Below are 12945 nucleotides of genomic sequence, written 5' to 3'. Positions count from 1 at the left end.
TGTCATGTACTTTCAAGGCAACAAGTATTTTCACGACTGCCTAAGATCGAGTACATGACATATCTGTCCGAAGCGTTAGACTAGGTGCCTACGTTGTAAGAAGGACGTCACATGCCATTGAGCCCCTACCTGCACACCGTCGACTTGTGCGTACTGTGTTACTCCCGTGCCTGCGGGGAATTGAAGCTGTTGCTCAACAAGCGCGATGCCGAGCCCTTTGCCGGACACTGGGCATTGCCGGGTGTGGTGGTCAATGGCGATGTGCAGGACCTGAGCCTGCAGGATGCGGTGGAGCGACTTCGCTCCTGTGACAAGGTCGGCCTCGATCTGGTCTGGAACGAACAGGTGGGCACCGTGGGCGATGCGTTTCGCGATCCGCGCTGCTGGTCATCGTCCACTTACTACCTGGGGATCGTGACCGAAGAAGTCGCTCTGGGCAGCCATCAGGCCTGGTATTCCTTGAATGCGGTCGCCGATGGCAGTATCAAGTTGCCGTTTGATCACAACAGCCTCGTGGCGGCCGTGCAGGAGCGATTGTTTTCCAAATCGCTGTACAGCAGCCTGCCGTTGATGTTCCTGGGCCGTGAGTTCAGCGCACCGGAGGCGACTACGATTTTTTCATTGGTGCTCGCCCGGCCGGTGCTCAAGACCAGTATCCGCCAGCGCTTGCTGAAACTGACCGAGGCCGGGTATCTGCGTGAAACCGGGCGCAAAAAGCAGGGTGAAGGCGGCCGGCCCCAGGCGACGGTGGACATGGTGAAGCCAGGAGAGATCTACTTCTTTGATCGCAGCTTTGCCGAGTAACCGAACAACGAATATCAACGGGGTGGGGCTCGTTGTCCGTGCCCACCGTGTTGATCGGTGCACGCCACTAGTTCATCCAGTTACCGCCATCGACGTTGTAGGTCTGCGCGACGACATAGTCAGCCTCTTTCGACGCCAGGAAGATCGCCATGCCGGTCAGGTCTTCAGCCGTGCCCATGCGTCCGTAAGGCACCTCGTCCCCTACCCGTTTCTTCTTCTCGCCCGGCGCCAGGCCTTCATGCCGGGCGAACAGTGCATCCACCCCTTCCCAGTGCTCACCGTCCACCACGCCCGGGGCGATGGCATTGACGTTGATGCCCTGCCTGATCAGGTTCAACCCCGCCGATTGCGTCAGGCTGATCACCGCCGCCTTGGTCGCGCAATACACCGCCACCAATGCCTCGCCGCGCCGCCCGGCCTGGCTGGCCATGTTGATGATCTTGCCGCCGTGGCCCTGGCGGATCATCTGCCGCGCGGCGGCCTGCAAGGTAAACAACGTACCAGCGACGTTGATCGAAAATAACCGTTCATAGCTGTCGCGGGTGATCTCGACGATGGGTGCCAGGTCGAAGAGTGCCGCGTTATTGATCAGAATATCCAGCTTGCCGGCGTGGGCGACCACGGCGGCAATGGCTGCGTCAATGGAGGCCTGGTCGGTGACGTCCATCGCCACTGCGTAAGCCTGGGGGCCCAGTTCGGCAGCGGTCTGCTCGGCGCGCTGCAGGTTGATATCGGCAATGGCGACCGTGGCGCCTTCGTGAATATAGGCCTGGGCAAACGCGCGGCCAATGCCGCGCGCCGATCCGGTGATCAGCGCGCTTTTACCTTCAAGTCGTTTCATGGCGGTGTCCTTTGCAATCATGTCGGATTCCTGCACGGCTGATTACAGCAGTTGGAGCCGACCTCTCACAAACGCACCGCACACGCTCGACCGGTACTTTTTTAACCGGCCTCAAGCGTGCAAAAAAGTATCAGTGCCCGATAGCACCGTGGGTAGCGCCGCGCCTGCCAAGGCGCGTATTTTGGCGGTTATCCAACGCACAAGAGGCAGCCCCATGCCCATCCGCGCTCCCCTGTTCGAGCAACGCCGCGCCGAACGTGAAGTGATCCTGCCCGAACCGCAGCACTGCTTTCGCTGGTTCGAGCATGACTACCCGATTGACTTGGCGCGCTGGAACCACCACCCCGAATTCGAAATCCACCTGATCCGCCACGGCAGCGGCAAGCTGGTGGCGGGCGACTATATCGGTGCATTCGGCGCCGGGCATGTGGCGCTGATCGGTCCCGACCTGCCCCACGACTGGATTGGCGACCTGGCACCCGGCGAGTACCAGCGCGGCCGTGACGTGGTGCTGCAATTCGACGGCGTCGCCCTTCTTGCTCTGCGCGAGGCCCTGCCGGAACTTGGCGACCTGCAGCCGCTGTTTGAACAGGCGCGACGCGGCCTGGAGTTCAAGCACGAAACAGCGGCGCAGGCGGCGCGGCTGATGGAAGCCATCGGCAACGCCCAGGGCCTGCAACGCCTGGTGCTGTTCCTGCAACTGCTCGACACCCTCAAGAACGCCCCGCCCCGACAGATCAAGGTCCTGGCCAGCCCGCGCTACGCACCGACCCTGGACCCGCGCAGCGCCGACCGCATCAACCAGGCCTTCGACTACCTCATGCGTGAATTAAGCGGCGAGGTGCGCGTGTCGGATATCGCCCGGCAGCTGGAAATGAGCGAACCAGGCTTCTCGCGCTTTTTCAAACGCAATACCGGCCATGGCTTTATCGAACTGATGCGCAAATTTCGCGTGCAGCACGCCTGCCGGCTATTGCTGCAAAGCGACAGGTCGGTGGCGGACATATGTTTTGAAGTGGGCTACGCCAACCTGTCCAACTTCAACCGGCATTTTCGGATCGAGATGAACCAGACGCCAAGTGAATATCGGCGTGAGACCGGCCTGCACGCGGTCAGTCACCTCGGCTGAATGACACCCAGTCATTTTCTGATCAAAGAGACGGTTATTTCCGCCTTTTCTCAGTCGATTCAGACCATTGACGAAAGTTGGTACAGCCTGTGCAAACGTTTGCGGAACCAACCTGGTCGCCAGGTTCACCCTGCCCGAGCAATCGGGTTCAAACCGCGTACGAATAGGGATTTTCAATGCACCCCACCTCAACGCCTCGTGCTTGCCTTGGTGTTTCCTTGCTACTGGCCGCCGTTACGGGACTACTCAGTGCACCCATTTTGGCGCACGACCAGCCTTCGGATGACTCGGCACAGGGCGAAACCCTCAGCCCCGAGGCCAGCCCGCCGGCGAAAAAAGGCGCTTACCTGTCGGAATGGTTCAACCAGGACCTGACCCTGATCGGCAGCAAGGACATCAGCTTCGGTCCCAAGCCCCAGGACGACGTCTACCTGGAATACGAGTATTTCGGCCGCAAGGGTCCGTTCGAGCTGTACGGCTACATCGACGTGCCAAAGATCCTCGGCATCGGTAATGGTAACGACAAAGGCGCGTGGGACCATGGCTCGCCCGTGTTCATGGAACATGAGCCGCGCATCTCCATCAACTATCTGGCCGGCCGCAGCCTGGCGATCGGGCCGTTCAAGGAATGGTATGTGGCGTTCGACTGGATCTACGACCACGGCAGCAACAAAGAGAATCGCGCCAATACCCTGTACAGCGGCCTTGGCACCGACATCGACACCCGCTCGCGGGTCAACCTGTCGGCCAACTTCTACGGGCGCTACCAGTGGGAAAACTACGGTGCCAGCAATGAATATTCCTGGGACGGCTACCGCGCGCAGATGAAATACATCGTGCCCATCGGCAAATTCGACAACGGCGCCTCGCTGACCTACATCGGTTTTACCAACTACGATTTCGGCTCGGACCTGCACAAGGACAACCCGGCGCGCACCGCCAACTCCCTGGTGGCCACCAACGTATTGCTGTACTCGTTCACCCACCTGCGCTTCACCCTGGTCGGCCGTTACTTTCATAACGGCGGCAACTGGGAGGATGGCAGCGAGTTGAATTTCGGCGAAGGCAACTTTCGCGCCCGCTCCGACGGCTGGGGTTACTACGCCGGCGTGGGCTACCAATTCTGATCAAGGAGCTGCAGATGAAAACTTTTACCCGCCTCTCGATGGCCGCAGGCCTCGCCCTGCTGTCCCACGTGGTGCTGGCGGACAGCGCTGCGCCGATCAAGCCCAAGGTGGTGCTGATCACCATGTTCGCCCCCGAGGCGCAAACCTGGATCGATCGCCTGGAGCTCAAACAGGAGGTACGCGTGCCCGGCTTGTCCGCCGAGTACCCGGCGATTCGCTGCAACACCCAGGACGTGTGCCTGCTGGTGACCGGCATGGGCCAGACCAACGCCGCCGCCTCCACCCTGGCACTGGCCCTGTCGCCCAGGTTCGACCTGCGCCAGAGCTATTTCCTGATCGCCGGGATTGCCGGTATCAGCCCCAAGCATGGCACCATCGGCACGGCCGCCTGGGCGCATTACCTGGTGGAATTCGGTACGCAGTGGGAGCTGGATTCCCGCGACGCGCCCAAGGATTGGCCGACGGGTTATATCGGCATCAACACCAAGGGCCCCAATGAAAAACCGCCGCTGGACTACAAGACCGAAGTGTTCGAGCTCAACCCAAAGCTGCAGGCCAAGGCGTTTGCCTTGTCGCACAAAGTGGAGCTGACGGAAAGCAAGGAGTCCGCCGCCTGGCGCAAGCACTACCCCGCCGCCCCGGCCAATCAGCCGCCCCAGGTCACACGCTGCGACACCCTGGCGGGCAATACCTGGTTTTCCGGCACCCGCCTGAGCGAACGCGCCGAGGTGTGGACCAAACTGCTTACGGACAACAAAGGCGAATACTGCACCACCCAGCAGGAAGACAACTCCACCTATGAAGCGCTGCTGCGCGCCAGCCGCGAAGGGCTGGTGGACATCCAGCGCCTGGCGGTGGTGCGTGCAGGCTCCGACTTTGACCGCCCGTACCCGGGCTACAGCGAAGTGGACAACCTGCTCAAGTACGCCGACCAGGGTGGGTTTGTACCGGCGTTGGAGAACCTCTACCGCACGGGCAATCCGCTGGTACAGGCGATCCTGAACAACTGGTCGGCCTGGGAAAAAGGCGTTCCAGAGGCCTGATACAGATCCAACTGTGGGAGGGGGCTTGCTCCCGATAGCGATGCATCAGCCAGTACGTGATTGGCTGATCACCGCTATCGGGGCAAGGGCCCGCCGATCAATCATCTCAGGCGTTGGCAGACGACTTGGCGCATTCGCATCCCGTTGCCGCCGCGCACGGCTCACCGTGCGCATGATGCTCGGCGCAGCCCTGGCAGCAGTAGCCCTTGCCGTCCTTCATTATCGCGTCGACACCCAGTACGCATTTGCAGTGTGGGCAGGCACAGGTTTGATCCGGCATGGTCAGACTCCTTCTTCATGGTCGTCACGGCGCGGCGAATGCCACACCTTAAACAGTGACTCCAGGCACGGCGCCAAGGTTCAGCGCCATCAGTCAGCCTGACGCGTATTGCTGCGATACATGAACACCAGGGCCAGGGCCAGGCACAGCATCGCTACGATCCGGCTACCGGACAACTCGATCGCGGGGTTGCCCAGCCAGCCGAAGTTGTCGATCAGCATGCCCATGCCCAATTGCCCCACGATCACCGCTACCGTGGCAACCGCCGTACCCACCACCGGCACGGCGCCGACCATTACCATCATGTACACCACGCCGAACAGGGCACCGGTCAACTGCCACTTGGGCACCTCCAGCAAACTGACAGCCTGGGCGGGCTCAAAGAAAAAAATCAGCAGCGAGGTGGTGAGCGCACCGACCGCAAAGGTCAGCAGGCTACTGCGCAACACCCCGACGGTCTGGCCCAGACGACCGTTGATGGCGGCCTGCACGCTCAATACCGCACCTGCGGCGACCACCACGACCAACAACACAATCAGATTCATCGCCTTACCCTCGTGCAATCAGAACAAGTGCCGCCACAATCAACGCCAGGGCTATCCAGCGCTCCACATTGACCCGCTTGCGCGCCGTGCCGAACCAGCCGAAATGGTCGATCAGCACGCTCTTGCCCACCTGGCCGGAGAGGATCGCAATCATCGTCATGGCCACACCGATATGGGGCGTGGCCAGGGTCAGCACCACCACGTACATCGGCCCCAGGAAACCGCCGATCAACTGCCAGCGCGGCAGTTGCGTGAAAGCCGGGCCCTTTTGCGGGCCGCTGAACAACAACAGCAGAAACAGGATCGCCGAGCCGACACCAAAGATGCTCAACGTGGCCCATAAATGCCCGACCTGCACCCCCAATGGTCCGAGCAAACCGGCCTCCACCGACAGGCCCATGCCTGCCAGGATGACCAACGGCAGCAACAGCAACCGAAGTATGTTGCGGTTCGGCCGCGACTGGGCCGTACCTTCGATAGAACCTGCCTGCATACATCACCCACGCTTCAAGAAGAAAACAGGGGCGCATTATCCGGTGGTCGAGCTGTGCAATAAATGGCAGCATGCAGACAACACCTTTGCGCAAAACGCACAGACCGGAGCCACCATGCAAGGTTTGAACGAGTTGAGTTTCAAGGCGCTGCGCCTGTTCGTCGCGGTGCTGGACCAAGGCAGTTTTTCCGAGGTAGCGCGCCGCGAAGGCCTTGCGCCCTCCTCGATTTCGCGGCAGATCCAACTGATGGAGCAAGCCCTCGGCCAGCAGTTGCTGTACCGCCACACCCGCGCCGTGAGCCCCACCGAAGCCGGTCGCCTGCTCGGGCGGCATGCGCGGCTGATGCTCGAACAACTGGAGACTGCCAGCCAGGCCCTGCAGGAGCAGGACAGCGAACCCAGCGGACTGGTGCGCATCAATGCGCCAATGGTGTTCGGCCAGCGCCACCTTTCGCCGTGGCTGGGGGAACTGTGCCGACGCTATCCGAAGCTGCAACTGGACATCCAGCAAACCGATACCTTCGTCGACCCGCTGCAGGACGGCACCGACCTGCTGTTTCGCATCGGCGTACTCAATGATTCCAGCATGCAGGCGCGGATCTTCGCGCCGCAACGCTTTCGTCTCGCCGCCAGCCCCGCCTACCTGGCGCGGCACGGCACGCCGCGCCATCCCGACGAACTCGTCAATCACCAATGCCTGGCCTACAAGGGCATTAAAGGCCAGGAGCGCTGGTTCTTGCGTCGCGACCAAGGCGACTGGAGCGCCTACAGCGTCAAAGGCCCGATTACCGGCAACCACGCCGACACCCTGACCCACGCCGCCGAACAGGGCCTGGGGCTGGTGGTGTTTCCCTCCTGGCTGATCGGCGAAAGCCTGCGCGCCGGTACCTTGCAGGCGGTACTGACGGAATACGAGGTGGCAACCACCCTGGAGCCCCAGCAGATCGCGGCGTTATGGCCGGGCAGCCGCAGGCTGTCGCTGAAGGTGCGGACGGTGATCGATTATTTTGTGGAGTGTTTTGGGGCGGTGCCGTATTGGGATCGGTAAGTCAGAACACCCACTGTCCAATCAACCACGCATTCGCCCCACTGATCACCGCAAACAGAAACCACGCCAGCATTCGTGTGGGCAGCCGATTAACAAACGGCCCCATCAACTGTTTGTCGCCGGTCATGCGGATCAGCGGGTATAGCGCGAAGGGCAACTGCAGGCTCAGGACCACCTGGCTCAGAATCAACAGCTTGCCGATGGCGTCGTCGCCCATCAGCCACACCCCGAGAAAGGCCGGGATCAGCGCGAGCCCACGGGTGATCAGGCGGCGCTGCCAGCACGGGATGCGCAGGTTCAGGTAACCCTCCATGATCACCTGCCCGGCGATCGTGCCGGTGAAGGTCGAACTCTGGCCGGAGGCCAGCAAGGCGATGCCGAACAGGATGCTGGCAAAAGCGCCGCCGACCAGCGGGTCAAGCAGATGATAGGCGTCCTGGATCTCCACCACGTCGGTATGGCCGGTCTTGTAGAACGCTGCCGCCGCCAGCACCAGGATGGCCGCGTTGACCATCAGCGCCAGGGCCAGCGAGCCAATGGTGTCGATGCGTGCCAGCTTGACCGCATCCTGTTTGCTGGCCAGGTCCTTGCCGATCAGGCGGGTCTGCACAATGGAGGTGTGTAGGTAGAGGTTATGCGGCATCACGGTCGCACCAAGGATGCCGATGGCCAGGTACAGCGGCGCGGCGTCGCTGATGGCCGACAGGGATGGGGTGAAACCACTGAGCACGTCCGGCCAGTAGGGTTTGATCAGCACCAGTTCGATAAAGAAGCACACACCAATGGTCGCGACCAGCGCCAGCATGATTGCTTCCAGCCGGCGGAAGCCACGGTTCTGCAAGGCCAGGATCAACAGCGTGTCGAAGGCGGTGATGACGATACCGGTGGTCAGCGATACACCGAGCAGCAGGTGAAACGCCAGGGCGCAGCCGAGCACTTCGGCGAGGTCGGTGGCAATGATGGAAATTTCCGCCAACACCCACTGTGTGCGTGCCGAGCGCTTGCTGTAGCGCTCGCGGCACAGTTGCGCCAGGTCCTTGCCGGTCGCGATACCCAGCCGCGAGCACAGGCACTGCACCGCCATCCCCGCGAGACTCGCCAGCAACACTACAAATAACAGGCTGTAGCCATAGCGCGACCCGGCTTCGATGGCAGTCGCCCAGTTGCCGGGGTCCATGTAGCCGATGGAGATCAACAGGCCGGGGCCGGCGAACATCAGGGCGCGCTTGAAAAAAGACGCTTTGGGGTCAACGGCAACGGAGCCGGCCACTTCCGGCGGGCAGAAGGGGGCGGTAGCAATTTTCGGCAGGCTGAATTTCACGCGGTATCCCAGGCAAACACACAAGTCAGGGTGCCAGCTTAGCAGTCCGACGCGACCGTGCGCATCACCGTCTCCCGGGGCAGGTCAAACGCCTCGACCACTTGCACCACCAGGTCCAGCTCCTGATTCAGCGCCTCACGTTCCAGGCGCTGGCGAATCACGCCGACCACCAGCACCGCCAAGGTCGTGATCGAATAAGCCGGCCCGGAAAACGCCCGCACGCCGCTGACCAGCAACATCGCGGCGGCCACCGCCCGGCCCACCACCGGAATCGCCGTGGCGGCGCCGCGCCGCACAATAAACCCGGTAAGTCCGGCCAATGCCGTGCCGCTCAAGGCGGTGGTGGCCGAACGGCCAATGTTGAAACGCGTGAACACGCCTTGCTCTTTTTGCATCGCGGCCTTGAGCTCGGCGTCGAACGCCTGGCGGTCGGCAGCGCTGAGTTTGTCCTGATACTGCTCGATCAGTTTTTCCGCCACCTGCGCTTCGATATCCGCCAGGGCAACGCTGGCAACGGCCTCGTCGAACTTGATGCCCAAGCGTTGCGCCACCGCTTCGGCGATCTGGCGATAGGCCACGCCGTGACCACGGGCCAGGTTCATGAAACTGTCGCCCCCCATGCGCTGCAACTCGATGGCGAGCTTGCGCGGTTCGCGCACATCGGCATCAATCGAGGCACTGCGCTTTTGGGCCATCAGCTCGGCGAGAAACTTCAACTCATCCGGTCGCGCCTGCGCCAGGATCGGAAACAGGTCCGCGTCTTCTTCGGCAAAGCGCACTTCACTGCTGCGCAGGTCGGCGCGGATCAGGCCACGGCGCTCCTGCAGCAGGTCGGTGTACTGCACCACTGTTTTCAACTGCGGCCAGTAGGCGGCATGGTCGAAGCTGGCCAGGTGAACATTGGTGACCTTGGCCTTCAGGGCAGGCGTCACCGCGATGGCATAGCGGCCTATGCAACGCTCGGTGTCCGGCTTCATCGCCAGTGCCCAGTCCTTACTGGAATGGCAATTGATCACCCGCCCCCTGAGCGGCGCCGTCACCTCTTCCCAGGGGCTCGACGTACAGATCGCCCCGCCCATCAGCAATACATTGTTCAGCGGCAGTTCATGGGCGACTTCAGGGTTGGCCAGAACACTCTTGACCAGGATCCGCGCACCCAGGGAGTGCCCGATAAGATTGATTTGTCGCACCTGCAGCGATTCGGCGTGCAGGTAGCTCGCCAGCTCAGGCAACAAGGTCCTGGCCACTTCATCAACCCGCGCCTCGACACTTTTATAATGGTCAAGAAAGTAGGCAATCGCCTTGCCCACCCCCACCGTCGCCGCGCCCAGGCCACCCCCGCCAAGCATCGAGGCGATCACCTCCTTGAACGGTGCAAACAGGTTTTCCAGAAAGTGCCCCGCCGGCCAGAACAACATCAGGTTGGTCGAGCCTTCAATGCCCGCCAGTTGTTCCTTGAAGCCAGCCAACTGCTGCCGGCTGAAAAACGCCGAATAACCGTGAACATAGAGATTGAGCACGTCCCCCTGAGGCTCGCCGCACAGGACGAACGTGGGCTTGCGGGTGCGGTGCATTTCATCCCACTGGTGCTGCATGGGCCGGTGACTCCTGATGGCAAGGGACGGCCATGGTAACAAAGCGTCGATCAAACCGAGATGAAAACGCTGGGCGTCGCTATGCAGGGATGGTTTGCACGTGACGTTGTCAGCGCCCTGTAAAATCGGGCTCTGACCCCGCACTCGTTGATCCTCGCATCAAAAATACAAGTTTCAAAATGCGAAAACGCGTTCTAATAGCGCCCTCGCCCATGAAGGCGTCAGCTGTTGATCCAAGTAGACAATGGAGTTTGCAATGCCCCATGAAGGCAACCTTTTACAAGCAGCCGTGGTGTTCCTGTTCGCCGCCGTGCTGGCCGTGCCCTTGGCCAAGCGTCTGCAACTGGGCGCGGTGCTGGGCTATCTGTTCGCCGGTGTGATCATCGGCCCCTCGGTGCTGGGCCTGATCGGCAACCCGCAAAGCGTGGCGCAGTTCTCCGAATTGGGCGTGGTGCTGTTGCTGTTCATCATCGGCCTGGAGCTTTCGCCCAAACGCTTGTGGGTAATGCGCAAGGCGGTGTTCGGCGTAGGCCTGGCCCAGGTGCTGCTCACCGGCCTGGTCATGGGTGTGGTGGCGCTGTGGCTGTTTGGCCAGTCATGGAACAGCGCGATCGTGCTGGGCCTGGGCCTGGCGTTGTCCTCCACCGCGTTCGGCCTGCAAAGCCTGGCCGAACGCAAGGAACTCAACCAGCCCCATGGGCGCCTGGCCTTTGCGATCCTGTTGTTCCAGGACATCGCGGCAATCCCCTTGATCGCCATGGTGCCGCTGCTGGCCGGCAGCGATCATCCGACCACCGAAGCCCAGGGCGTGCAGCACGTGTTGCAGATCCTGGGCAGCATTGCCGTGGTGATCATCGGCGGGCGCTACCTGTTGCGCCCGGTGTTTCGCATCGTTGCCAAGACTGGCCTGCGCGAAGTGTCCACCGCCACCGCGTTGCTGGTGGTGATCGGCACCGCCTGGTTGATGGAGCTGGTGGGCGTATCCATGGCCCTCGGCGCCTTCCTTGCCGGGCTGCTGCTGGCGGACTCCGAATACCGCCACGAACTGGAATCCCAGATCGAACCCTTCAAGGGCCTGCTGCTGGGTCTGTTCTTTATCAGCGTAGGCATGGGCGCCAACCTCAGCCTGCTGCTCAGCACACCGCTGGTGGTGATCGGGCTGACCTTGCTGTTGATCGGATTGAAACTGCCGCTGCTGTATGCCGTGGGTCGTATGGCGGGTGAGCTCAATCGTGAAAGCGCCCTGCGCCTGGGCGTGGTGCTGGCGGCCGGTGGTGAGTTTGCCTTCGTGGTGTTCAAGATCGGTCGCGACCAGGGCCTGTTCGAACCGCACCTCTACGACGTGCTGGTGCTGACCATCACCCTGTCCATGGCCGTGACCCCGCTGTTGCTGTTGATATGCCCGAAGCTGTTCAAACCCAAGGTCAAGTCGGTGGACGTGCCCGAGGAATACCGCGCCATCGAAGGCGATGCACCGCGTGTGGTGATTGCCGGCATGGGCCGGATGGGCCAGATCGTCGCGCGTATCCTGCGCGCGCAGAATGTCTCGTTCATTGCCCTGGACACGTCGGTGGAAACCATCGAACTGACCCGCAGTTTCGGCGGAATGCCGGTGTTCTACGGCGACCCGCAACGCCCGGAAATCCTGCATGCGGCCAAGGTCGAACAGGCGGAGTTCTTCGTAATCGCCATGGATGACCCGGAGATCAACATCAAGACCGCCGAACTGGTGCGCAACCTCTACCCGCACATGAAGATCATCGCCCGCGCGCGTAACCGCCAGCACGTACACCGCCTGGTGGACCTGGACGCCTCACCGGTGCGTGAAACCTTTTATTCCAGCCTGGAGATGAGCCGACGCACCCTGGTCGGCCTCGGCTTGAGCCAGGCTCAGGCCGATGCGCGCATCGACCGCTTCAAGGCCCACGACCAGCAGGTCCTCGCCGCCCAGCATGCGGTGTACGACGATGCGGCCAAAGTCATGCAGACTGCCCAGGAAGCCCGTACCGAACTGGCGCGCCTGTTCGAGATGGATCGACTGCAGGAAGAGTCCGACAAGGTGTGAGGCTGCAGGTGAACGATCTTGCGAATTTTCTGACAGAATACGCCGCAATTTCGTTCATCTCTGGAGCGCTTCATGGCCACGTTCACCAAGACTGCACTGCTGCTGGTCCTTGCGCTTACCGCCGGCAGCGTATGGGCTGCCTCCAAGGCGACCACGCAAACCATCTCCACCCTGGGCGGCAAGTTCACCTTCGACCTGCCCAAGGCCTACACCGCCGATACCCTGCCTTCCGGTAAAGCCGATGATGGCACCGCCGATACCCAGGGCACCCTGTACGCCAACGCCACCACCAAAAGCGTGGTGATCGTCGCCGAAACCGTACGTAACGATGGGGTAGCCATCAAGGACAACGACCCGCAGTTCCTCGATGGCGCCGTAGCCGACTTCGTCAAGAACCAGAGCGCCGCCCTGCCCGACTTCAAGAAGCAAAACGAGAAAAAACTCACCTACAAAGGCCTCGGCCTGCGGCAAGTCGACAGCACCGCCACCCAGGGCGGCGGCAAGACGTTGAACTCCACCTTTCTCGGCGGGTCCGGCAATCAGTTGCTGGTGATCCAGGCGATATCGCGGGCGGATGATGTGAAGGGGCATGCTGCACTGGTCAAGCAGATTACCGGCGGCAAGTAAGCCAATCTCCAATGTGGGAGGGGGCTT

13 protein-coding genes are annotated in these 12945 nt (G+C 61.6%); 7 read left to right on the top strand and 6 right to left on the bottom strand.

Translation table 11 applies throughout. From position 1 onward, the window contains the following. Window positions 1-111: 111 nt before the first annotated feature. Window positions 112-804, top strand: coding sequence for an NUDIX hydrolase (locus BOP93_RS10705; protein ID WP_104502575.1), 693 nt, complete (start codon window positions 112-114; stop codon window positions 802-804). A gap of 67 nt (window positions 805-871) precedes the next feature. Here the strand turns inward: BOP93_RS10705 and BOP93_RS10700 are convergent, their stop codons facing one another. Beyond that, window positions 872-1645, bottom strand: a complete 774-nt coding sequence (locus BOP93_RS10700) for an L-iditol 2-dehydrogenase (protein WP_104505269.1) — start codon at window positions 1643-1645, stop codon at window positions 872-874. A 214-nt stretch (window positions 1646-1859) separates the two neighbouring features. Between BOP93_RS10700 and BOP93_RS10695 the strand changes: the two genes are divergently transcribed. The 3 genes from BOP93_RS10695 (at window position 1860) to BOP93_RS10685 (ending at window position 4944) form a co-directional block, all read left to right on the top strand. Next, window positions 1860-2774, top strand: coding sequence for an AraC family transcriptional regulator (locus tag BOP93_RS10695; RefSeq protein WP_104502574.1), 915 nt, complete (start codon window positions 1860-1862; stop codon window positions 2772-2774). A 176-nt stretch (window positions 2775-2950) separates the two neighbouring features. Next, window positions 2951-3901, top strand: a complete 951-nt coding sequence (locus BOP93_RS10690; RefSeq protein WP_104502573.1) for a nucleoside-specific channel-forming protein Tsx — start codon at window positions 2951-2953, stop codon at window positions 3899-3901. 14 nt (window positions 3902-3915) lie between these two features. Next, window positions 3916-4944: a purine-nucleoside phosphorylase gene (locus BOP93_RS10685; RefSeq protein WP_104502572.1), complete on the top strand. Its 1029-nt coding sequence runs from the start codon at window positions 3916-3918 to the stop codon at window positions 4942-4944. 106 nt (window positions 4945-5050) lie between these two features. Here BOP93_RS10685 and BOP93_RS10680 read toward each other — a convergent pair whose 3' ends face one another. From BOP93_RS10680 to BOP93_RS10670, 3 genes are all read right to left on the bottom strand, one after another. Beyond that, the gene (locus BOP93_RS10680) at window positions 5051-5224 is read right to left on the bottom strand and encodes a metallothionein (RefSeq protein ID WP_083203250.1); all 174 of its coding nucleotides are present in this window, start codon (window positions 5222-5224) and stop codon (window positions 5051-5053) included. Window positions 5225-5313: 89 nt separating this feature from the next. After that, on the bottom strand, window positions 5314-5769 hold the full coding sequence (locus BOP93_RS10675) for a DMT family transporter (protein ID WP_104502571.1): 456 nt from the start codon (window positions 5767-5769) through the stop codon (window positions 5314-5316). Window positions 5770-5773: 4 nt separating this feature from the next. Then, the gene (locus BOP93_RS10670) at window positions 5774-6262 is read right to left on the bottom strand and encodes a DMT family transporter (RefSeq protein WP_104502570.1); all 489 of its coding nucleotides are present in this window, start codon (window positions 6260-6262) and stop codon (window positions 5774-5776) included. Window positions 6263-6377: 115 nt separating this feature from the next. Here BOP93_RS10670 and BOP93_RS10665 point away from each other — a divergent pair, with 115 nt between their 5' ends. Further along, the gene (locus BOP93_RS10665) at window positions 6378-7310 is read left to right on the top strand and encodes a LysR family transcriptional regulator (RefSeq protein ID WP_104505268.1); all 933 of its coding nucleotides are present in this window, start codon (window positions 6378-6380) and stop codon (window positions 7308-7310) included. A gap of 1 nt (window position 7311) precedes the next feature. Here the strand turns inward: BOP93_RS10665 and BOP93_RS10660 are convergent, their stop codons facing one another. Continuing rightward, the gene (locus tag BOP93_RS10660; RefSeq protein WP_104502569.1) at window positions 7312-8631 is read right to left on the bottom strand and encodes an Nramp family divalent metal transporter; all 1320 of its coding nucleotides are present in this window, start codon (window positions 8629-8631) and stop codon (window positions 7312-7314) included. Between the two features lie 38 nt (window positions 8632-8669). Then, window positions 8670-10226, bottom strand: a complete 1557-nt coding sequence (locus tag BOP93_RS10655) for a DUF726 domain-containing protein (protein WP_104502568.1) — start codon at window positions 10224-10226, stop codon at window positions 8670-8672. 256 nt (window positions 10227-10482) lie between these two features. On the opposite strand from BOP93_RS10655, the gene BOP93_RS10650 reads away from it, so the two are divergent. Further along, window positions 10483-12291 (top strand): monovalent cation:proton antiporter-2 (CPA2) family protein, encoded by a 1809-nt coding sequence (locus BOP93_RS10650; protein WP_104502567.1) that lies wholly within the window; start codon window positions 10483-10485, stop codon window positions 12289-12291. 72 nt (window positions 12292-12363) lie between these two features. Continuing rightward, window positions 12364-12918: a hypothetical protein gene (locus tag BOP93_RS10645; RefSeq protein ID WP_104502566.1), complete on the top strand. Its 555-nt coding sequence runs from the start codon at window positions 12364-12366 to the stop codon at window positions 12916-12918. Window positions 12919-12945 lie beyond the last annotated feature (27 nt).

Source organism: Pseudomonas orientalis, assembly GCF_002934065.1.
GTDB lineage: Bacteria > Pseudomonadota > Gammaproteobacteria > Pseudomonadales > Pseudomonadaceae > Aquipseudomonas > Aquipseudomonas orientalis_A.
The sequence above is the reverse complement of the archived record's forward strand: the minus strand, read 5'-3'. Positions and strand labels throughout refer to the sequence as shown.